The sequence below is a fragment of the Enterobacillus tribolii genome, assembly GCF_003363015.1.
GTDB classification, from domain to species: Bacteria; Pseudomonadota; Gammaproteobacteria; order Enterobacterales; family Enterobacteriaceae; genus Enterobacillus; species Enterobacillus tribolii.
The window spans coordinates 136721-158233 of record NZ_QRAP01000006.1; the positions used below are offsets into that span (position 1 = coordinate 136721).

Sequence of the window (21513 nt, forward strand, 5' to 3'; positions counted from 1 at the left end):
CGTGCCGCACAAAATCGGTGCAATTTTACGCACTTTAAGTACCCATTCCCCCGGTTTTATGCCCCGCCGTTACGCAAAACCCCCGTCGGAGGCCCCGTCAGACTGCACTCTCTCAAATTGGCACACCCTTTGCTGATACTCCTGTGGATGCATATTTGCGGATACTGTTGAGGAGAGGTCATATGAAACTGGTCACCGTGGTTATCAAACCATTCAAGCTGGAAGATGTGCGCGAAGCGTTATCTTCAATCGGTATTCAGGGATTGACCGTCACCGAGGTAAAGGGGTTCGGCCGGCAAAAAGGTCATGCGGAGCTGTACCGTGGGGCGGAATACAGCGTGAATTTTCTGCCCAAAGTAAAGATTGATGTAGCGATTGCTGACGATCAGCTCGACGAAGTGGTCGATGTCATCAGCAAAGCGGCATACACCGGAAAAATTGGCGACGGGAAAATTTTTGTTGCCGAGTTGCAGCGCGTGATTCGTATTCGTACCGGCGAAACCGACGAAGCTGCACTTTAACTCACCGTTCACACCGATAGGGATGGGATTAATCATGAAAACTCGTTTATCCGTTTTGCTTCTGGGGTGCCTGCTGTTGCCCGGCGCCGCGTTGGCCGCGCCGGCCGTGGCCGATAAGGCGGACAATGCCTTTATGATGTTGTGCACCGCGCTGGTTTTGTTTATGACCATCCCCGGCATCGCCCTGTTTTATGGCGGTTTGCTGCGCGCAAAAAACGTACTTTCGCTGATGACGCAGGTGACGGTGACGTTTGCCCTGGTCTGTGTCCTGTGGGTCATCTACGGGTATTCGTTAGCCTTCGGTGAAGGGAACGCCGTTTTCGGCAACCTGGATGCGCTGCTGCTGAAGGGGATCGGGCTGACGGATTTGGTCGGTACGTTTTATAAGATGATCCACGTCGCGTTTCAGGGATCGTTTGCCTGCATTACCGTTGCCCTGATTGTCGGCGCATTTGCAGAACGCATCCGCTTCTCCGCGGTACTGATCTTTTCCGTGCTGTGGTTCACCTTTTCCTACGTGCCTATGGCGCATATGGTCTGGGGCGGCGGCTTCCTGGCTGCGGATGGCGCGCTTGATTTTGCCGGCGGCACCGTGGTGCATATCAATGCCGCGATTGCCGGTCTGGCAGGCGCTTACTTACTGGGCAAACGTGCCGGATTTGGTAAAGAAGCGTTCAAACCGCACAGCCTGCCGATGGTTTTCCTCGGCACTGCCGTACTGTACATCGGCTGGTTCGGCTTTAACGCCGGTTCTGCCGGGATGGCGAACGAAATTGCCGGACTGGCGTTTGTGAATACGGTGGTAGCAACCGCCGGTGCAATTCTCTCCTGGATTTTCGCCGAGTGGATGGCGCGCGGCAAACCCTCACTGCTGGGGGCTTGTTCAGGATGCATCGCCGGGTTGGTGGCGATAACGCCCGCGGCGGGAACCGTTGGCGTGGGCGGTGCGCTGCTGCTGGGGCTGATCGCCGGCGTGGCCGGGCTGTGGGGCGTTGTGGTGCTTAAGCGCTGGCTGCATGTTGACGATACCTGCGACGTATTCGGCGTGCATGGCGTGTGCGGCATCATCGGGTGCCTGGCTACGGGGATTCTTACCGCATCGTCGTTAGGCGGCACCGGCTATGCGCAGGGCGTCACCATGGGACATCAGTTGGGCGTACAGGCGCTGAGCGTTGTGGTGTGCGTCGTGTGGTCCGGCGTTGCGGCGCTGATCGCCTTCAAGATTGCTGATATGTTTGTCGGGCTGCGTGTGCCGGAAGAGCAGGAGCGGGAAGGGCTGGACGTCAACAGCCACGGCGAGAATGCGTATAACCAGTAAGCATAAAATACAGTTGAAGGGGAAAGGGCGGCGAAGAGTGACCGCCCTTTCTTTTTATCCACGTACCCGGATGACGCCTTCCTGCACCGTGGAGGCGATCAGTTCGCCTTTGCGGTTGTAGAACTGCCCGCGTACGAATCCTCTGGCGCCTGATGCGGAAGGGCTTTCCACGGCGTAAAGCAACCAGTCATCGAGACGGAACGGACGGTGGAACCACATGGAATGGTCGATAGTCGCTACCTGCATCCCCGGCTCGAGAAAGCCTTTGCCGTGTGGCTGCAGGGCGGTGGGCAGGAAATTGAAGTCGGAAGCATATCCCAGCAAATATTGATGGATGCGCAGATCGTCCGGCATTTCACCGTTGGCTTTGAACCAAACGTAACGCTCGGGTTTTTCTACTTTTCCCTTTAAAGGGTTATGGAATACCACGGGACGCATTTCCAGCGGTTTCTCACTGGTGAACTTCTCCCGTGCGGCTTCCGGTATCAGGTGCGCCATCTGACGGGCAATATCCGATTCTGAAATTAACGTTTCCGGGGCGGGAACCTGCGGCATAACGTTCTGATGCTCAAAACCTTCCTCATGAGTCTGGAATGAGGCGGTCATGAAGAAAATGGGTTTACCGTGCTGCACGGCCTTGACGCGGCGGGCGCTGAAGCTGTTGCCGTCGCGCAGGTTTTCTACGTCATAGATGATGGGCTGGTTGCTGTCGCCAGGACGCAAAAAGTAACTGTGAAAGGAGTGGATGTTACGATCCACAGGCACGCTCTGCTTGGCGGCATACAGCGCCTGACCGACAACCTGACCGCCGAATACCTGGCGCAGCCCCAAATCTTCGCTTTGGCCGCGATAAATTCCTTCTTCGATCTTCTCCAGTTCCAATAAATCCAACAGTTTTTTCAGGGCCTGACTCATCGGTGAAATCCTTAGGTGAACGGCATGTATGCGTCATAATGTGAAGACAATTCTAGCAAATAAACTTGCCTGAATGACGTTTCATAATGCTATCCTATCTCGTTGTATTTGCGTATATTTGGAAAGTAAAAAGGAATGGTGTAGTGTGTTGTGCCATAATTACAATGTAAGCTAGACGAAGCTCCTGTTTTGGCCGGGCTAAAATCCGAAAATGACCGGGGCGGAGCTGCTGGAAAGGAGATTGACACGATGAAACTCTGGAAAATTGCAGGTTGTACCATGATCGTTGCGGCGGTAGCCGGATGTTCTTCTAATCCGCGTGGTGTGGAGATGTTTGGCGATCTTCCGACTTCGCCGGCTGTGGGAGCAAATGCACCGGTTAACGGCCCGGCGATTAAGGGCTCGGTAAATATCCGCCAGCGCATGGCGCTGCCGCCTACTGCGGTAGTTACCGTTACGTTGTCTGATATTTCCCTGGCAGATGCGCCGGCTAAGATCGTGGCCCAGAAAGCCTTCCGTACCGAAGGTTCACAGGCGCCGTTCTACTTCACTCTGCCTTACGAGCAGGAGCTGATTCAGCCGCAGCACCGCATCATCCTCAGTGCGGCGATCAGCGTGGATGGCAAGTTGTTGTTTGTGACCGATACGGTTAACGAAGTGATTAACAATAACGCGGGTACGCAGAAAGATTTGCTGCTGGTACCGGCTTCGCCTGAAGCGGCCACTCCGATGCGTGATGAAGCCGCCAGCGGAATAACGTTGGCGCCGTAATGCATTCGAAGGACGGCGTCCCTGGGGTTTCAGGGACGCCAGCCGAACATATCAAGATCGATGGCGCCGTGATCGGTAAAGACGACGCCTTCCGCCTGAAGCGCATCACGCTGGCGCTGATAGCCGGGGCCGGGCAGTGAAATTTGTCCGAACCGATTGACCACCCGGAACCAGGGCAACGCTGAGCCTTCCGGCAAGCGTTTTAATACCCCGCCAACCTGACGTGCTGCCCGCGCCGCGCCGGCCAACTGCGCGACCTGCCCGTAAGTAGCGACTTTGCCATAGGGAATTGCCGCGACGATGGTGAAAACCCGTTGGCGGAAATTATCGTCGGGGATGGGGTGTTGATCTTTCATGGGCAGAGTATCCGTCTGAACATACCGAGCGGCCCAGTATGGCGATCCCTGTTTAAGAAAACAACGCTTAGCCTGACGCGCCTTGCATTTGTGCGGAGCTTTACGGATAATGCCAGCGCGCCGGTTTTCCGGCGTCATCAATGGAGGCTCTGTTGGTTCTCCCGCAACATTACCCTGTGAACTCGGTCAGGTCCGGAAGGAAGCAGCCGCAGCAGGCGACGTGTGTGCCGGGATGTAGCTGGCAGGGCCTCCACCCATTCTGGCTAACCTAATGATATTCATCATATAAACCCCCGGTTTCGTGCATTGAAACTATAACGTAAATCTAAAAATTTCTGTCAGGCCATTGAGAAAATCAGGGGCGTTGTTATCAGCTGAGAAGTTTAATATATCTCGCTATTATATTTATTTTAGTTGGTATCTGGCCTTTTTGATTTTAGTGCTTAGTGTTGGTGGGATTTCTTCTCACCTTGCTCAGAGATACTTATATGTAATGGAGATGTTAATATCATTAAAATTAATAATATCAATGCATTAGTGTCGAAAGATTATAAAATTTTTATGTATATGGACAAAAAAGAATACGATTTTACATCCCCACAAATAAGCTAAAAAATAGAGTACACAAGGGATGCTATTATAAGTTATATTTAATGGTAACATGATTAATTTATAGGAAATAATGTAGTTTCTTCTGGATTGAGGGATGTACCGATGGGGCAGGAGCACAAGGAAGGAACACGACGACCACTCACCATTGGTGAGATAGCAATAGCACGGGAGCTATACGGCAATTCAATCGATTACAAGCGTGTAATCGTACACTGCGACTCATACCTCCCTTTTGGAGCACAACCAAAATACACAGCAATGGCACCTAATGGTGAGTTGTAGTTTAGAAAGGAGATGTATTGGAAGGATTTCTCAATTGCGAGTACTCCCAGTCAACATACATTTATCCACGAAATGGCTCATGTATGGCAACGTGAGAGGGGGATGTGGGTTCGTACACGTGGCCTTACTACTATAAACTCGATAAAACACGTTTGAGCGATTATGGAATGGAGCAACAGGCAAGTATCATCTCCGATTATTGGTATCTGAAAACATATGGTGTGAGTGGTTTTTTTAAACTAAAAGATAGGCGATATATTGGAATTATAGATAAAACTACATTATCTAAGTTTCAACCAATTATAAAAAGCGCAGGGCTGCCGTTATGAAAAAATATCTACTCCTCCTTGTTCCCTTTTTCTTATCCGGTTGCCCCATAGGGGATAAGATTAATCTGCACTCAGCGCAAGCAGAAGTTATGAATGGTAAATTATGCATATTTATTGACCAGAAAGATATTGTAAAAAATGAAAATATACTGAATGTGCGAATCTGGAAGGGGGGAGAAAACAAATATGTTTATGATAAATCATATGCTATGAATCCAATCCCTCTGGAAGCAGGTAAGTGCGTTCCCGGAATCAGTGATTTTGATTTTGTACCGGGGGTGACTTACAGCATAATTGTTGAAACCCCCCTGTATCCCTATGAAACAAATTTCGTATTTGTTAAGAATGGCGATGAGATAAGGTTAGAGAGATAGTAATTAGTGCAATCAGAAACCGGGCTAGGTATGTCTTACGACCCGGTTTTTTGTGTCTATTTCAGAAGGATGTGTGAGCGAAGCTGAGCAGCGAAATCTGGTGCTGATAGATGATGAACGAGTTGAATTGAACAACCAGGTTATTACTTCTACAGGTAAGGGGTTATGACAACGTCTTGTTTTTTTTCTTCAGTCTTTTGAAGAGGAAATAAGAGATAATCAGGCAAAAGAAAATAAATAAAAACTTACCAACCAATACTCCAATGGTGAATGATGTAAACCCATCTACAATAAATACCTCATAGAGCATAGGGATTGAATCTACCAGGATAAATAAAGCTATTAACAGAAACACCAGCATCAATACTCCAGATATTGAACTGAAATTTTTTAATATTAGCGAATTTCCACTCACAATATTTTCCTATATCATCCATTGACTTATGGCATATTATGTCAATTAACAAAATATGTATATAAGAATAGTTAACGGACCGGCGTGATTCTTGGGCAGCGCAGAGCAGTATTTCAGACACGGTAAGCATCAGAGCAGCAGCGATGACTGGCAGATGCCATTACGCTTATACTTGAACCTGAATAAAGAATTCTCATTTGCTCGTGATGCTACGGTATTTTCAGATATGCTCTGTGCTCTCGGTTATGGAGCGAAAAAACGGACGCATTGCGGCAGTGTAGTCTCCCCCAACTAAATCCAAAGAGGTATTTCCTCCCTCAGTCACTCGCTATATATTATTTTGCATATCGATAAGCGCCAAGCGAGAAACCCTATGGACAATCACTTCGGAAGGGGCCTGATGAAGGGAATTCACAGTAAACAACCGATGAATTCTCAAAGGATTACGGGCTACTGTGACGACTTCAAACGTGGTTACGTGATTGGCTATACCCATCATCTGATGGAGACAACCCACGACACAGAACTGGCCTCGCGGGTGGCGGGGTGTCTGACCCGGCAATATGGTCTTGATAAAGAAGCCATGATCGACATCTTCACCGAATACCAAAGGAGCTCGTCCGTGAGCGCTTTCGTGTCAGGCTATGCAATTACGGCGCAGTCTATTGAACGGGATGAAACCACGCACGGGTGGCCGGAAGCGATGTCTTCCGCCTGAGCTGAAGCCACACCGCCAGCGCACCTTACTCTTACTCCCCGTCAATCAACGCACTGACCAGCGCAACGTGCGTTTTCACTCCAATAGCCAACGCGTCTTCATCAATGCAGAAGTGCGGGTTATGTACGTTCCACACCGCGCCTTTCTCTTCATTGCCGCAACCGATAAACAGAAATGTACCCGGCACTTTTTCCTGATAAGACGAAAAATCCTCGCTACCGAATAACGGACGTTCGGCAATATGCAATGTCCCTTGTGGGAAATGTTGCTCTATTGCAGCGCGGGCGATGACGTTGGTTTCATCATGGTTGTTTCCCACCGCATAGCCCTGCTGCCAGCGGATCTCGCAGCGGGCATTATGTGCCTGAGCGATGCCGTCAACGATCCGCGCCATCAACTGAGGGACCTGCTCACGCACCTGCTGATTATGGGTACGCAGCGTACCGGCCAAACGCGCGCTGTCAGGGATAACGTTGTAGCTGTCGCCAGCCTGGAACGTGGCGATCGTCAGAACCGGCGCATTGATCGGATCGATATTTCTGGCGACGATAGTCTGCAATGCGGACACTATTTCAGCACCGATCACCACCGGATCGATACACAAATATGGCATCGAGCCATGCCCGCCCTGACCATGAATAATGATGTCGAAGTTATCGCTGGAGGCAACATACACCCCCTCTTTTAACGTCATCTTTCCCACCGGAATACCAGGGAAAACGTGCAGGCCGAAAATCTTCGCGACGTCATCCACCACGCCGAGCTTCACCAGTTCACGCGCGCCGCCTGGCGGCACTTCTTCCGCCGGCTGAAAGATAAACTTAATGCAGCCGCTCAGCCTGTCGCGCATTTGGCACAGCACCTGCGCTGCGCCCATCAGCATCGCAGCGTGCGCATCGTGGCCGCAGGCGTGCATGATGCCGGGTTTGCTGGATGAAAACGACTCCCCGCTTTCTTCCTGCAACGGCAGGGCGTCAATGTCGGCGCGCAAGGCCCAGGTTGGGCCGGGTTTCCCGCCGCGCAGTAGCGCAACCACGCTGTTCTCCATCGGGCGCGTGATTTCCAGCGCGCCTAACTGCTCCAGCTCCGCGGCGATGTAGTCCGCCGTTGGTTTCTCCTGAAAAGAGAGATCGGGATGCGCATGGATATGCCGGCGCCAACGAATAACATCGGCATTGGCGGCGTGGAGCAAATTTTCGGTTTCGGCATTCATGAAACTCTCCTTCAGCCAGTGACAGGAAGCGCAGCGGCCTTCCCGGATTTCATCAGCGGCACGATAGCCAGCCCTGAACAGACCATCGCCAGCGCCAGAAAGATAAAGGCGCCGGCGTAATTTTGCGTTTGCCCCACCAGGTAACCGATGACGATAGGGGAAACGAAGCCGCCCAGCGTACCGCCGGTATTAATCAGGCCGATGGCGGAACCCATGATGTTTTCCGGCAGGCGCTTCATCGGCAGGGTAAAGGCGGTAACGAACGTCGCCATCAGGAAAATTTCACCGATAAACAGCAGAACGCTGGCGGCAACGGCCGTGGTGGTGTGATAAATCGCGAAAATGGCGGCCGCGCTGATTAAAGCGCAGGTCAGGATCACCAACGGCTCACGGTTCTGAAAATATTTCCCCACCAGCCAGCCGGAGCCCAGTGAGGAGATCCAGATACCCAGGCCGCCAGCCGCCACGATATATCCTGAAATTTCCAGCGGCATGCCCATGCTTTGGACGAAAAACTTCGGCAGCCAGGCCATCAGGCCGTAGCTGGGAATGTTGACGCAAAAAATAGAGAGAAACAGCAGCAGCACGGTCGGGTTGCGCCACAGCGCCTGACCGCCGGCCTGCGTTTTAGTCGTCCGCTCCGGGCGCTGGTAAGGCACGCGCAGCGCGATAAGCACGGCAATCGCGCAGGCGATAGCGCCCAGCGCGACGAATGACGCATGCCAGCCGAACGCTGCCAGCGCGGAAACCGCGATAATCGGTCCGACCGTCATCGCCAGCCCGGCGGAAGAGAGCAGCACCGACTGAGCGAAGGTGCGCTTCTCTACGCTGAAGTTGCTGACCACGGCCTTGGCGCAGGAACAGGGGTAGCCGGAATGGCCCACGCCGGAAAGAAAGCGGAACAGCAGCAACAGGCCGAAGCTCATGCCCAGCGCGCCGAAGCACAGGGCAAAAATGCCCAGCGCGCACAGCGACAGGATCAGCATTGTTTTATAGCCGATACGATCGTTCAGCCAGCCGGCGGGAACCTGAAACAGGGAATAGGCGAGAAAAAAGATGCCGGTGATATAGCCCAACTGCGTCGTGCTGAGGCCGAACTCTTTCTCTATCGGCAGCAGGGCGAAGCCCATTACCGTCTTGTCTATATAAACAATGACATAGCCGATAAACAGCAGGAATATCATCTGCGACTGGCTTTTCATAATCATTACCGCCCTGAGCGTCGGATAGGTGGGGAAGGGGTATGGGGAACGTATCCCTGCATAAAGGTTAGGGGTTTACCAAATTGGCGGGAAGATATAATTTTTCTATAGGTGATGCTTTTTTCTGATATAGGCAAGCAATGAAATATTTACCCAAAATCAGCCATCTTCAGGCGTTCCGGCAGGTGGCGCGAAGCGGCAGCATCCGCGCGGCGGCACGGGAGCTGGAGCAATCCCAGCCCGCGCTGAGCCGCACGTTGCGTGAGCTGGAGCAAACTCTTGGCACGCAACTTTTATTACGCAGTAAAGAAGGGATCACGCTGACCGAGGCGGGCATCGCGTTTTCCCAGCGGGCGGAATGGGTCCTGGAGGAGCTGCGGCGTGCCGCTGACGAGGTCGATCAGATTAATCACTTCACTCACGGTACGCTGACGATCGGTTTCTCATCATTGATTGCCCTGACCGTGTTTCCGTCGGTCGCAGACGGCTTCAAGCAGGCGTTGCCGCAGGTGCGGCTCACCGTCAAGGAAGGGCAGCTTTCCTCATTGCTGCCCGGCGTGCGCAATGGCGAAATCGATCTGGCTATCGGTTCAATCGACCCGATGCGGCCGCCGCAGGGCGTGATGATCGAACCGCTGTTTACCGCGCCGTTCTGCATCGTGGCGCGTAAAGGGCATCCTCTGGCGCAGGCCGGCGATTTGATGGCGCTGCGTCATGCCAAGTGGCTGCTGCCGGAATCCACTTACGGCTATTATCAGCAACTGCAAAATGAGCTGACCCAATTTTATCACCAGATCGCCATAACGCCGCTGCGTACCGACTCGGTAATCACCGGGTTGAGCATGGTGCTGGAAGCAGACTACCTGACCATCGTCGCCAGGGCGATGAGCCACCCGCTGACCCTGGACGACAAGCTGGTCGTCCTGCCGATCCAGACGCTTCCTGCGGCGCAGTATTGCGTGGTTTGGTCGCGGAAATCCGCGCTTACGACCAACGCCCGGCAATTTCTGGTTCGCCTGAGGGAAACCTGCCGACATTATCCGTGGTAAGTGCGTGCTAATTCATAATATTTATTAATCAATGCGTTGACGTCGAACGTTAACCATAATTTTGACGAAGATCAGGTTAATAATCATTCGCCATCAATTACAATGGGAATGATTATCACTATTAGATCTAAAATCATAATTATGCGTATCCTTAAAAGTGCGTTGTTTTTTCTCATAGGATGGTGGGTACTCAGTACGGTTGCCCTGGCGACGGATTATCAGCATCTGGCCGATGACATTCGCCAACGCCTGGACAAAACTTCCCAGCTCTACCAACAGCAGCAAATCGCCGAGGCCCGCACTGAGGTGCAGATGGCCTATTTTGAGGTTTTCGAAAACCTTGAAGGGCCGATCCGCATTAATATTTCCGCGCAGAAAAGCTATCAGATGGAAGCCGCCTTCGGCGAAATCCGTAAGATGATCGGCGACGGCAAACCGCAGGCCGAGGTAGACGCGAAGATCCGCTGGCTGAAGGACGAGCTGGATGGCGTGCTGCCAGTGCTGAAGGACGGCCATAAGCTGACCGCCGAACAGCAGCACGGCGCCTATCAGAACGATCAGATTGCGCTGTACTGGCAGCAAAACTTCAAAACGATAGACGATCTGCTGGCCGAAGCCATCGCGTTCTATCAGGAAGGCGACTATGCGCAGGCGCGCCGCAAGGTGCAGCAGGCGCAGTATGACGGATTCAAAAACTCTGAAATGGAGATGTCGATTCGCCAGAACCGTTCTTCCCAACTGGCGGGGGAGATTAACCGCCAGTTCAGCGCGCTGATCGCCATCAGCGGCGAAGCCGGCAAAATGAACGACGTCAGCTACCAAACCACGGCCCTGTTGCAGGAGATTGAAGACGCCCTGCCCGGCCTGCCTACGACGCGCGAAGATCAACCAACGGCCGCCGCGCCCGGCGCATCCTCCGTTGCAGACGACACGCCGGATTCCGACTGGGCGAAGGTCGTCAGCGACATCAATGGCGCGGTGAAGGCGGCGCTGGCGCAATATCGCGGCGACGATCGCAAAGGCGCGATGATGGCGATTCAGGACGCCTATTTCGATCTGTTCGAAGCCAGCGGCATGGAAAACAAGATCGGCTCCCGCGACGCCGCGTTTAAGAGCAAAATCGAAAACCACTTCACCCGCATGGTCAGCCAAATCAAAGACGGCCAACCGGCGGAGGTAATTGAACAACAATCCCAGGCGCTGCAAACCGATCTCCAGGCTGCGGTGGAAATGCTGGGCAGCGGCGGGCAGACCGTCTGGAGTCTGCTGATTTACAGCCTGCTGATCATCGTGCGCGAGGGGCTTGAAGCGCTGCTGATCGTCGCGGCGATCGTGGCGTATCTGGTGAAGAACAACCATCAGGACAAGCTGCCGCTGATCCGCCAGTCCGTTTACGTCGCGCTGCTGGCCAGCGTGGCGACAGCGCTTATCTTCCAGTGGCTGTTCTCCAACTCCGGCGCCAGCCGCGAGCTGCTGGAAGGCGTGACGATGCTGATCGCGGTCGTCATGCTGTTCTCCATGAGCTACTGGCTGCTGTCCAAAGTGGAAGCCAGCCATTGGAAAGCCTATCTGGAAGGCAAACTTTCCCACTCGCTGTCGGCCGGCTCAATGGTCGGGCTGTGGCTGACCAGCTTCCTGGCGGTTTACCGTGAAGGCGCGGAAACAGTGCTGTTCTACTTCGCCCTGGTCGGCGATGCCAGTACGGTGAGCGGCCATCTCTCGATTCTGGCCGGTTTTGTCATCGGCTGCGTGATTCTGCTGATCGCCTACTTTGTGATGCGCTACAGCGTGGTGAGGCTGCCGCTCAAACCCTTCTTTATGTTCACCGGCTGCTTTATGTACCTGATGGCCTTCGTGTTCGCCGGTAAAGGCGTGCTGGAGCTGATTGAAGGCAAGCTGTTTGAGCCGACGCTGCTGTCGTGGATGCCGGAGATCGTCTGGCTGGGCATCTATCCCTATATGGAAACTTTACTCCCGCAGGCGGTGCTGATTATCGCGGCGTTGATCGCCCTGTGGGTAATGAGAAGAAATTCGCCCCGTGAGGAGGCGAACGTATAACCGGAAGCACTGTGCGCACTTTAAACAATGACGTTAACGCGCTGAAAGGTTAACGGATTACATGATAATGAGGATGGAATAATGGCAATGAATAAAACGTTTGTTACCGGTGCATTTATCGCTGGTCTGTTAACCGCACCGGCGGCATTCGCTTTTAAAGAATACCCTGCGGGCGAGCCGGTTACGATGAATGAAATGGAGATCGCAGCGGTCTATCTGCAACCGATCGACATGGAACCGCGCGGCATGGGTCTGCCGGCGGCGAAAGCGGACATCCATCTGGAAGCGGATATTCATTCCGTTGAAGGAAACAAAAACGGCTTTGGCGCCGGCGAGTGGATGCCCTACCTGACGATTTCCTACACGCTGGTTAACACTGACACCGGAGAGAAACAGGAAGGCACCTTCATGCCGATGGTCGCCGGTGACGGCCCGCACTACGGCGCCAACATCAAGATGATGGGCGTGGGTAACTACAAGGTCACCTACCACATTGAACCGCCGTCAAAAGCGGGCCTGCATCGTCATACCGACAGCGAAACCGGCGTAGGCCGCTGGTGGAAGCCGTTTGACGTCAGCTTCGACTTCAAATACGTCGGTCTGAACTGATCGTCTTACGGACGGTTTTTCCATCCGTGGGCTGAGGGTAAATACCGGCTTCACCCGGTGTTTACCCTTTTGCTCATCAGAATCGTGATGGCCGGGCAAGGAACGCAGGACAACACACCATGCAGGACAATGACCCATGATGAATTACTTCCTGGTTGCGGTATTGCAAACGTTTTTACCCGTTTCGCTTTTACTGGGCGTGGGATGGGCGCCGCAGCGGGCGGCGCAATTGCGCCCCGTTGTGTGGCTGAGCCTGTTGGCTTTTCTGGCGGGAACGGCCGCCGGTATTCATTTTCCCCGTTCACAACAGTGGATGCTCGCCTTCACGCTGTTTCAGGCGGCGGGCGTGCTGCTGTTCCTGGTGACCCGCGGCATCTCTTCCGTGCGCCTGAGTTATTTCTGGCTGTTTATCCTGCTGTTCGCTGCCGCCGTGCGCTGGGGGCAAACGCCCAATCTGAGTGCCATCACCGCCACCGGCGTGGTGAACACCGATCTGATTCTTAACGTCAGCGCCGTGGTGTGCGGCATCGCGCTCGTGGCCGCGTCCGCTGCGTTGATCGCCGTTTGCGTCAGCCGGATCCGCGCCCTGCGCTGGCCGCTGCTGTTCGCATTTTCGCTGGTACTGCTGCTGCCGCTTTCCGGCATGCTGATACTGGCGCTGATGAAGCTCCAGGTACTGGGCCTGACAAAATCCCTGCTGAGCTATGTGGCGAAAGTGACCAACGCCAGCGCGTTGATTAACTACGTCAGCACGGGGTTGCTGCTGCTGACCGGCCTGGTTTTTCTGCTGCGCAGGGTGCTGCCCCTGCGGCAGGCGCGGGCGCAGCAGGACCCGATCGAACGGCGCAGGGCGGAAGCCCGCTATCTGGATGCGCGCCGGACGATGATCGTCACGCTGTTGTTGGCAGCGGCAGCGATTGGCGCCCAGCTTTACTGGGATAAGATCGCCTCGCAGCCGCCGCGTCTCTCCGAGGCTCAGCCGGTCACGCTGGCGGCCGACGATCAGATTCATATCCCGCTGGAACAGGTGAAGGACGGCAAGCTGCACCGCTTTGTCTGGGTCGCCGACGACGGCAAAGCCGTGCGTTTCTTCGTCATTAACCGTTATCCCGACAAGCTGCGGCTGGGCGTGGTGTTCGACGCCTGCCTGCTGTGCGGGGATCAGGGCTACGTCATGGAAGGCAACCAGGTGATCTGCGTAGCCTGCGACGTGCATATCTTTATTCCGTCGATCGGCAAACCGGGCGGCTGTAACCCGGTGCCGATCGACGACTGGGCGATGAACGATACGGAACTGACCATCGGCAAGAAGGCGCTGGAGGCGGGGCTTAACTACTTCAACACGGTGGTGACGCTGGAAGTGACCGACCCCGTGGACGGCAGCCGGCTGACCAACACCCAGGCCCGGTACCGATATACCTTTGCCGGAAAAACCTATTTCTTCTCCAAGGAGGCGAACTTCGAAGCCTTCAGGGATAACCCGGAGAAATACGTACAGGAGGCCCGCTGACCATGTTATGGCGAATGTTGCGACAATCCTGGTCGCGTAAAACCGGTAAAAAATCGCTGGCGGTCATCACCATCTTTCTGGCCGCCGGGCTGATCTCCGCGCTGCTGGCGGTGTCGATTGACGTCGGCGACAAGATGGCGCGCGAGATGAAATCCTACGGCGCCAACATTCTGATTGAACCGGCGGGGCAGGCCACGCTGCCGGCCCTGTTCGGCGAAAGCAATAACCTGTTGGCCGGGCAGGAATTTCTTGATGCGGCGGAGTTGCCCAACATCAAAGACATCTTCTGGCGCAATAACATCGTCGGCTTTGCGCCGCTGCTCAGCGGTGAAGTGAGCATTGACGGCAAGGACGTGGCGGTGCTTGGCACCTTCTTCGACCAGGCGGTCGATGTGCCGGACGAAGAGGATTACCACACCGGGCAGAAAACCATCAGCCCTTACTGGCAGATCAGCGGCGCATGGCCGCAAGAGGACGGCGCGGCCCATCAGACGCTGGTGGGGCAACTGTTGGCGCAGCAAACCGGCTGGAAGGCCGGGGATAGCCTGCGCGTGAAAGGGCCGAAAGGCGAAATGACGATCGTCGTCAGCGGCATTCTGGCCAGCGGCGGTGATGAGGAGCAGCAACTGGTGATGCCGCTGGCGCAGGTGCAAACGCTGCTGGGGCTGCCGGGCAAAGTGCAGGCGGTGCGCGTTTCGGCGCTGACGGTGCCGGAAAACGCGCTGTCGCGTAAGGCGCGCGCCGATCTGGAGTCGCTGGATGCCGAGGAGTACGACCTGTGGTACTGCACGGCATATGTCTCCTCCATCGCACACCAGCTGGAAGAAGCGATTTCCGGTTCCGGCGTCCGACCGATCTGGCAGGTGGCCGCGTCAGAGGGCGTGGTGATTGAAAAAATTCAGCTGCTGCTGGCGGTGGTCACGCTGGCCGCGCTGCTGGCGTCGGCGATGGGGATTGCGTCGCTGATGACCAGCAACATCATGGAGCGCACGCGGGAGATTGGCCTGATGAAGGCGCTCGGCGCGCGGCAGTGGCAGATTATGGCGCTGTTTTATCTGGAGGCCGCTATCAGCGGCGTAATCGGCGGCCTGCTGGGCTGCCTGGCGGGTTGGGGGCTGGCGAAGGGCATCGGCCTGATGCTGTTTGATGCGCCGCTCAGCTTCGCCTGGATCGTGGTTCCCTGCGTACTGGTGCTGTCGGTGCTGATCGCGCTGGCCGGCACCTGGTTCCCGGCGCGGCGTATTGCCCGTCTTTATCCGGTGGAGGTGCTGTATGGCCGGTAAAGCGCAAAGTATGTTCTGGCGCCTGGTTTGGCGGGCGCTGCGACTGCGCATGCAACGCGTGGCGGTGGTGTTTGCCGCGCTGACCGTCGGCGCGGCGATCGTGACCGCGATGTCGGCGGTGTATTTTGACATCAACGCCAAGATGAGCCAGGAATTACGCACCTTCGGCGCTAACTTCTATATCGGTCCCGGCCACGGTCATTCGATGGCGCAGGCGGAGTACCAGAAAATCATGGACGCCGCGCCGCCGGAAATCGTCAACGCCGCAACGCCTTATCTGTATGGCACCACCCGCACCGAGCTGGAAAAAGTGGTGGTGATGGGCGTGTGGTTCGAGTCGCTGAAGCAGATTGTGCCTTACTGGCAGGTCACCGGCAGTTGGATCGGCGTCAGCTTTGACGACCGTAACGCCATGATTGGCTATAAGCTGGCGAACCGCCTTGAGCTGAAACTGGGCGACACGGTGGTGCTGGTGGACGGCGACCAGAAAAAGCCGCTGCAAATCAAAGGAATCGTTGAGGCGGGCGACGCCACGGACAACGTGCTGATCATCAACCTGCCGCTGGCGCAGAGCTGGCTTGACCGGCCGGGCGTCATCAGTCATGCGCTGCTGAGCGTGAATAACGAACAGGGCCAGGTGGAGAGCTTCGCGCAGACGTTGCAGCAAAATTACCCCGATCTGGAGATCCGCCCGATCCGTAAGGTTTCCGCCTCCGAGGGCGTGGTGCTGGAGAAAATCAAAGGGCTGATGGGGCTGGTTTCCCTGGTCATTCTGGTGCTGTCCACGCTGTGCGTGAATACCACGCTGATGGCGATCGTCAGCGAACGCGCACGCGAGTTTGCCCTGCAAAAGGCGCTGGGCGCCAAAAGTCGCGACATCGTGCGCCAGATTATGGCGGAAACCCTGTCGGTCGCGCTGTTTGCCGTGGTCGTCGGAATTGTATTGGGTTACGTGCTGGCCCAAATTCTGGGGCAGACGGTCTTTTCAGCGTCGATTGGCCTGCGCATTCAGGTGATTCCGCTGACGCTGGCGCTTTCCCTGCTGGTCGCGCTGATCGCCGCCGTGCTGCCCACCTTCCGCGCCGTTAAGATCGAACCGGCCAAAGTATTGAAAGGAGAATAACGGTGATGCAACCGAATCCGCAAAGTCCGTCATCGCCGTGGGTGATTGAAACCCGGCACCTGTATAAGCGTTTCGGCCAGGTGGTGGCGCTGGACGACATCAACATTCAAATCCGGCGCGGCGAGTTTGTCGCCATCATGGGGGCTTCCGGCTCCGGCAAGACCACGCTGATGAATATCCTGACCTGCCTGGATACCGCCAGCGAAGGGCAGGTTCTGCTGGACGGCGTTGACGCCGCACGGCTGGATGAAGAAGGCCGCCGGGCGTTTCGCGCCGACAAGATCGGCCTGGTATTCCAGCAGTTTCACCTGATCCCGTTTCTGAGCGCGCTGGAGAACGTCATGCTGGCGCAGCACTACCACAGCGTGGTGGACGAAGAGGCCGCGCGGCGCGTACTGGCGCAGGTGGGGCTGGAGCACCGCGTCGCTCACCTGCCGAGCCAGCTTTCCGGCGGGGAACAGCAGCGGGTGTGCATCGCGCGTGCGCTGGTGAACGAGCCGCCGGTGATTTTCGCCGACGAACCAACGGGAAACCTCGACGAGCAGAATGAACAACTGGTGCTGGCATTGCTGACGGACCTGCACAAACAGGGGACAACCATCGTGATGGTGACCCACAACCCGGAGCTGGGGCGCTTTACCGACCGGATTATCCGCCTCCAGCACGGCAAGTATCTGAACGAAGAAGTAAACCTGCGCGGAGAAGAATATGCGTCCTGACATCGCTACATGGGCGCTTCCCGCCCTGCTTGGCGCCGTGCTGCTGCTCGGCGGCTGCAAAGAGGAAACTGCACAGGTTGGCGCGCCGGCGCCGGCGCTGGCCGCTTATGATCTGCAAGGCAATCAGGCGACGCTGGAACAGTGGAAGGGGAAATACGTTTACCTCAACTTCTGGGCCTCCAACTGTGGCGGCTGCCTGGCCGAAATGCCGGTGCTGGAAAGGTTGAGTAAAGACTTCAGCGACAGCATGGTGGTGGTCGGCGTGAATACCGATAAAACGGATTACAACGTTGAAGCACAGCTGCGCGATCTGAACGTCACGTATCCCAACGTGCGCGACCAACTGGCGATCACGCAGGAACGCTATCAGGTGATTGGTACGCCGACCGCTTTTCTGATCGCTCCGGACGGAAAGCTGGTCGCCCAATACACCGGGATGATGAAAGAAGCGCAACTGACGGCGATTTTTGAACGTACGCGGGGTGAACGCTCGTGAATGCCAAACGAATTGCCGCGTTTGCCCTGCCGCTGTTGTTAATGCTGGCCGGCGACGTACTGGCGGCGCAAAACGTTAAAAGCCTCTACCAGCGCAACTGCGCCTCCTGCCACGGTCGCTACGGTGAAAAACCCGCGCTGAACAAAGCCAGGGCGCTCACCACGCTGAACGAAGGCCAAATCACCGAAGCCCTTACCGAGCGACGCGCGGGGAAAATCCAGGGGGCGGGCAGTCAGCCCAAAAAACGGCTTACTGACGAAGATATTCAACAACTTGCCGCCTACATCCAAACCCTGAAAACCCGTTGATCCGACGCCAGCCGGACTGCCACTGCCCCTTCTGTTTACGGGCAGTGGTGAAGGGCGGGCGAACGGCACCTCATTGCCACATACTTTCCCGCCGTTATGATTCAAAAAATGATACACTCGTTACAAAAATGTATCTAAATTGTAAATTTAAATACCCAAACCTTAGGAATATCTTTATAAAAAATACCGCACGGCGGATTGAACACAGCATAAAAACGACACATACCGGCGCTCCTGCTGGTTTCAGCGGTATCCGCGGCATAACGGACACTGACGTCCGCTTTTATCAATACCGATGAACCCGAGGAGAGTCTCCCGATGACCGATCACACTCCGGCCCGGCCGGTGCATTCCCCGCCCGCCGCGCAGACGGACGACGCCGCGCATCTGAACCGTCGTGAACAGGCGGTGATTAACAAGTTGTTCCGGCGCCTGATCCTGTTCCTTTTTGTTTTGTTCGTGTTCTCTTTCCTGGACCGCATCAACATCGGCTTCGCCGGCCTTACGATGAGTCAGGATCTCGGCCTGACCAGCACCATGTTCGGCCTGGCGACCACGCTGTTCTACGCGGTGTACGTCATTTTCGGCATTCCCAGCAACATCATGCTGGGCATCGTCGGCGCGCGCCGCTGGATCGCCGTTATCATGGTGATCTGGGGAATCGCCTCCACGGCGACGATGTTCGCCACCGGTCCGAATACCCTGTACGTGCTGCGCATGCTGGTCGGGATTGCCGAAGCGGGCTTTCTGCCCGGCCTGCTGCTTTACCTGACGTATTGGTTTCCCGCTTACTACCGGGCACGGGCCAATGCGTTGTTCATGATCGCCATGCCGGTCACCATGATGCTGGGATCGCTGGTTTCCGGCTATATCCTCAGCATGGACGGCCTGCTGTCGCTGAAGGGCTGGCAGTGGCTGTTCCTGCTGGAAGGTTTTCCTTCGGTACTGCTGGGGATCGTGGTGTGGTTCTACCTGGATGACAGCCCGCAGAAAGCAAAATGGCTGACGCAGGACGATAAAGACTGCCTGAACGAGATGATGGAAAAGGACAAGCTCAGCCTGGTGCAGCCGCATGGCAGCGCCAGCCTCAGCGCGCTCCAGCACAGCGGCGGCATATGGCGCGATATTTTCACGCCGACCGTGATGCTGTACACGCTGGCTTACTTTTTCCTGTGCAATACCCTGAGCGCTCTGAGCGTGTGGACGCCGCTGATCCTGAAAAGCTTCAACGAAGGCAGCAGCAACATCATGATTGGCTTTCTCAGCGCGGTGCCGCATGCCTGCACCATCGTCGCCATGATCTGGTGGAGTAAGCGCTCGGACCGCCTGCAGGAACGCAAAATGCACACCCTGCTGCCTTATCTCCTGGCCGCTGCGGGATGGATCCTGGCCGCGCACGGCCCCAACAGCATGCTGCAATTGCTGGGGGTGATCATGGCCTCCGCCGGGGCTTTTTCCGCGATGGCGATTTTCTGGACCACGCCGGATCAGTCCATCAGCCTGCGTGCGCGTGCCGTCGGCATCGCGGTCATCAACGCCACGGGAAACGTAGGCTCGGCGGCCAGCCCGTTGTTGATCGGTTGGCTTAAGGACGTGACGGGCAGCTTTAACGCCGGGTTTTATCTGGTGGCGGCGTTCCTGGTGCTGGGCGCGCTGGTGGTGGCGCGTATTCCGATGAATGCCAGCCGGCCGCGGGCAACGCCCTGAGGCGACGGCATCCGGGGGAGGGAGCCTCCCCGGTGTCGGATAGTGAATCATTGAAGGGTAGCGCGTGGTTTAAGCGCGGGGTTTCTGGGCCGCCATAATGAAGATCATCGGGCGTTCTTTCTCTTCATCGAGTGCAGGATTGCGGGCGATTTGCTGCGCCGATGGCCCCCATTCGTTGAGGTAGCGTATGGAGAAACCCTGTCGTACCAGCAGGTTAAGGTAGGTGCCCAGCATACGGTGCTGCTTGATCACGCCTTCCGCCAGCCAGTTGGAAACACGTTCGCCTTCCCGCTGATAGCCGTTGACCGGCCACGATTTTTGCCCGTCTGCCGTGACCTGCCACGCTTGCACTGCTGGCGCGGTGTAGATCGGGTGCTCTGCGGTGAAAATGAAATGCCCGCCGGGAATCAGCGCATCGTAAATTGTCGCGAACAGCCGCTCCAGCCCGACGATGTAATGCAGCGTCAGCGAGCTGTAGGCGAGGTGATAAGCCTGCGCCGGAAGTTGCAGCGTTTCCAGATCCTGCTGCTGATAGCGGATGGCGTCGTCCTGTGTCATGGCGCGGGCTTTATCCAGCATTTTGTGCGAGACGTCGAAGCCCAGCACGGAGGCCGCCCCTTGTTCGCGCGCGTAGCGGCAGAACCAGCCATAGCCGCAGCCGAGGTCAACCACCTGCTTTCCCTTCAGGTCCGGCAGAATCGCCCGGATGGTTTCCCACTCCGGCGCGCCGTCCAGCCCCTCGACTGAGCGGCTGAGCTGGGCGTAACCTGCGAAAAAGGCCGGGTCATCGTAAATATTTTGCGTCATACATAGTCCTTGTCGTTTACTGTGTGAGTATTACTCACCGGCGCATTATAGGAACGGAAAATCGGGGAAACCAGGGTAACAGACACACTAAAATAACGGATACTTCCGGTTATGATGGTCTGATGCTGATTTATCCCTCTTTCCCCCTGGCAGAATGAAGTGTGAAACAGATCACGAAGGGAAGGATTCAGGCATAAAAACCGGACGAATATTACGATTTTTTACACTGAACCTCCTGACTTTCCGGTGGTCTGCGTATAACAATGCAAACATCAGACAACTATCTACATCGGGTAACAACACATCTATGAAAAAATCGCTTTTGGCGTTGATAATTCTGCTTCCCGCCGCGGTTCAGGCCAAGGAAATGATCGGCCCTTATGAGGCCGTTGGGTATCTCACCTGCAACGGTATGAAAATTCAGACCAGCACGATTAATGTGGATGACAACATGGTGTTGCAGATCCCGGATGCTGAGACTCAGGCGCCGGCGATCTATCTGGCCAAGCGGACTGACGATCACTCTGAGGCCGTGAAATATGTGCGGATGAATTACGACGCCGCCACCCGGACGTTTACACCGGACCCCAGCGGCGCCAGCGTCAATTTCGGCATCCGCTCAGGCAATCCGGGAACGCCGGGGAACGATCTCTATCACCTGACCATGAACGGCCAGGAATACGCCTGCTCGAGCTATACGGTGTATAACCCGCTGAGCCAGAAGAAAAAGTAATACCGGTTCCCGGCTCCGGCCGGGACACGCCCCGCATCCTCCCCCCGCCTCAGATTGACGACGATGATAATCAGATTGAATACTG

At 55.7% G+C, this 21513-nt stretch carries 21 protein-coding genes and 1 other RNA gene; 17 read left to right on the forward strand and 5 right to left on the reverse strand.

The window, feature by feature from the left end; translation table 11 throughout:
- Nucleotides 1-182 precede the first annotated feature (182 nt).
- Nucleotides 183-521 (forward strand): P-II family nitrogen regulator, encoded by a 339-nt coding sequence (glnK, locus tag C8D90_RS13780; protein ID WP_038627577.1) that lies wholly within the window; start codon nt 183-185, stop codon nt 519-521.
- A 34-nt stretch (nt 522-555) separates the two neighbouring features.
- Entirely contained in the window at nt 556-1839 is a 1284-nt protein-coding gene (gene amtB / locus C8D90_RS13785) for an ammonium transporter AmtB (protein ID WP_115459035.1), read from the forward strand.
- Between the two features lie 54 nt (nt 1840-1893).
- Here amtB and tesB read toward each other — a convergent pair whose 3' ends face one another.
- Nucleotides 1894-2754: an acyl-CoA thioesterase II gene (gene tesB / locus C8D90_RS13790; protein ID WP_115459036.1), complete on the reverse strand. Its 861-nt coding sequence runs from the start codon at nt 2752-2754 to the stop codon at nt 1894-1896.
- Between the two features lie 249 nt (nt 2755-3003).
- Between tesB and C8D90_RS13795 the strand changes: the two genes are divergently transcribed.
- The gene (locus C8D90_RS13795; protein WP_115459037.1) at nt 3004-3525 is read left to right on the forward strand and encodes a YbaY family lipoprotein; all 522 of its coding nucleotides are present in this window, start codon (nt 3004-3006) and stop codon (nt 3523-3525) included.
- A gap of 29 nt (nt 3526-3554) precedes the next feature.
- Here C8D90_RS13795 and C8D90_RS13800 read toward each other — a convergent pair whose 3' ends face one another.
- Nucleotides 3555-3881 carry an MGMT family protein gene (locus tag C8D90_RS13800; protein WP_147291363.1) on the reverse strand — a complete coding sequence of 109 codons (327 nt, stop codon included), beginning with the start codon at nt 3879-3881 and terminating at the stop codon, nt 3555-3557.
- Nucleotides 3882-4031: 150 nt separating this feature from the next.
- Between C8D90_RS13800 and ffs the strand changes: the two genes are divergently transcribed.
- The 3 genes from ffs to C8D90_RS13825 all read left to right on the forward strand — a co-directional run bounded on the left by ffs (nt 4032) and on the right by C8D90_RS13825 (nt 6611).
- Nucleotides 4032-4128, forward strand: an RNA gene (ffs, locus tag C8D90_RS13805) — signal recognition particle sRNA small type.
- Between the two features lie 972 nt (nt 4129-5100).
- Nucleotides 5101-5478, forward strand: a complete 378-nt coding sequence (locus tag C8D90_RS13815; RefSeq protein WP_115459039.1) for a putative T6SS immunity periplasmic lipoprotein — start codon at nt 5101-5103, stop codon at nt 5476-5478.
- Between the two features lie 788 nt (nt 5479-6266).
- Nucleotides 6267-6611, forward strand: coding sequence for a DUF2623 family protein (locus tag C8D90_RS13825; RefSeq protein WP_115459041.1), 345 nt, complete (start codon nt 6267-6269; stop codon nt 6609-6611).
- Between the two features lie 31 nt (nt 6612-6642).
- Here C8D90_RS13825 and C8D90_RS13830 read toward each other — a convergent pair whose 3' ends face one another.
- Both C8D90_RS13830 and C8D90_RS13835 read right to left on the reverse strand, forming a co-directional pair.
- On the reverse strand, nt 6643-7824 hold the full coding sequence (locus C8D90_RS13830; RefSeq protein ID WP_115459042.1) for an amidohydrolase: 1182 nt from the start codon (nt 7822-7824) through the stop codon (nt 6643-6645).
- 11 nt (nt 7825-7835) lie between these two features.
- Entirely contained in the window at nt 7836-9026 is a 1191-nt protein-coding gene (locus tag C8D90_RS13835) for an MFS transporter (protein WP_115459224.1), read from the reverse strand.
- 140 nt (nt 9027-9166) lie between these two features.
- On the opposite strand from C8D90_RS13835, the gene C8D90_RS13840 reads away from it, so the two are divergent.
- From C8D90_RS13840 to hpaX, 10 genes are all read left to right on the forward strand, one after another.
- On the forward strand, nt 9167-10075 hold the full coding sequence (locus tag C8D90_RS13840; protein WP_115459043.1) for a LysR substrate-binding domain-containing protein: 909 nt from the start codon (nt 9167-9169) through the stop codon (nt 10073-10075).
- 141 nt (nt 10076-10216) lie between these two features.
- Nucleotides 10217-12133: an FTR1 family iron permease gene (locus C8D90_RS13845; protein WP_115459044.1), complete on the forward strand. Its 1917-nt coding sequence runs from the start codon at nt 10217-10219 to the stop codon at nt 12131-12133.
- Between the two features lie 81 nt (nt 12134-12214).
- Nucleotides 12215-12742: an iron transporter gene (locus C8D90_RS13850; protein WP_115459045.1), complete on the forward strand. Its 528-nt coding sequence runs from the start codon at nt 12215-12217 to the stop codon at nt 12740-12742.
- Nucleotides 12743-12881: 139 nt separating this feature from the next.
- Nucleotides 12882-14252 (forward strand): Fe-S-containing protein, encoded by a 1371-nt coding sequence (locus C8D90_RS13855; RefSeq protein WP_115459225.1) that lies wholly within the window; start codon nt 12882-12884, stop codon nt 14250-14252.
- Nucleotides 14253-14254: 2 nt separating this feature from the next.
- Nucleotides 14255-15535, forward strand: coding sequence for an ABC transporter permease (locus tag C8D90_RS13860; protein ID WP_115459046.1), 1281 nt, complete (start codon nt 14255-14257; stop codon nt 15533-15535).
- A gap of 10 nt (nt 15536-15545) precedes the next feature.
- Entirely contained in the window at nt 15546-16658 is a 1113-nt protein-coding gene (locus C8D90_RS13865) for an ABC transporter permease (protein WP_162844408.1), read from the forward strand.
- 5 nt (nt 16659-16663) lie between these two features.
- Nucleotides 16664-17377, forward strand: a complete 714-nt coding sequence (locus C8D90_RS13870; RefSeq protein ID WP_115459226.1) for an ABC transporter ATP-binding protein — start codon at nt 16664-16666, stop codon at nt 17375-17377.
- Complete coding sequence (locus C8D90_RS13875; protein ID WP_115459048.1) at nt 17367-17873, forward strand: TlpA family protein disulfide reductase; 507 nt, start codon at nt 17367-17369, stop codon at nt 17871-17873. The genes C8D90_RS13870 and C8D90_RS13875 overlap by 11 nt, the downstream gene beginning before the upstream one ends.
- Nucleotides 17870-18181, forward strand: coding sequence for a c-type cytochrome (locus C8D90_RS13880; protein ID WP_115459049.1), 312 nt, complete (start codon nt 17870-17872; stop codon nt 18179-18181). The genes C8D90_RS13875 and C8D90_RS13880 overlap by 4 nt, the downstream gene beginning before the upstream one ends.
- A 318-nt stretch (nt 18182-18499) precedes the next feature.
- Nucleotides 18500-19888 (forward strand): 4-hydroxyphenylacetate permease, encoded by a 1389-nt coding sequence (gene hpaX, locus C8D90_RS13885; RefSeq protein ID WP_115459050.1) that lies wholly within the window; start codon nt 18500-18502, stop codon nt 19886-19888.
- 69 nt (nt 19889-19957) lie between these two features.
- On the opposite strand, the gene C8D90_RS13890 is transcribed toward hpaX, so the two are convergent.
- Nucleotides 19958-20695 carry a class I SAM-dependent methyltransferase gene (locus C8D90_RS13890; RefSeq protein WP_115459051.1) on the reverse strand — a complete coding sequence of 246 codons (738 nt, stop codon included), beginning with the start codon at nt 20693-20695 and terminating at the stop codon, nt 19958-19960.
- 307 nt (nt 20696-21002) lie between these two features.
- Here C8D90_RS13890 and C8D90_RS13895 point away from each other — a divergent pair, with 307 nt between their 5' ends.
- A complete protein-coding gene (locus tag C8D90_RS13895; RefSeq protein ID WP_115459052.1) occupies nt 21003-21428 on the forward strand; it encodes a hypothetical protein in 426 nt (141 codons plus the stop codon).
- Nucleotides 21429-21513 lie beyond the last annotated feature (85 nt).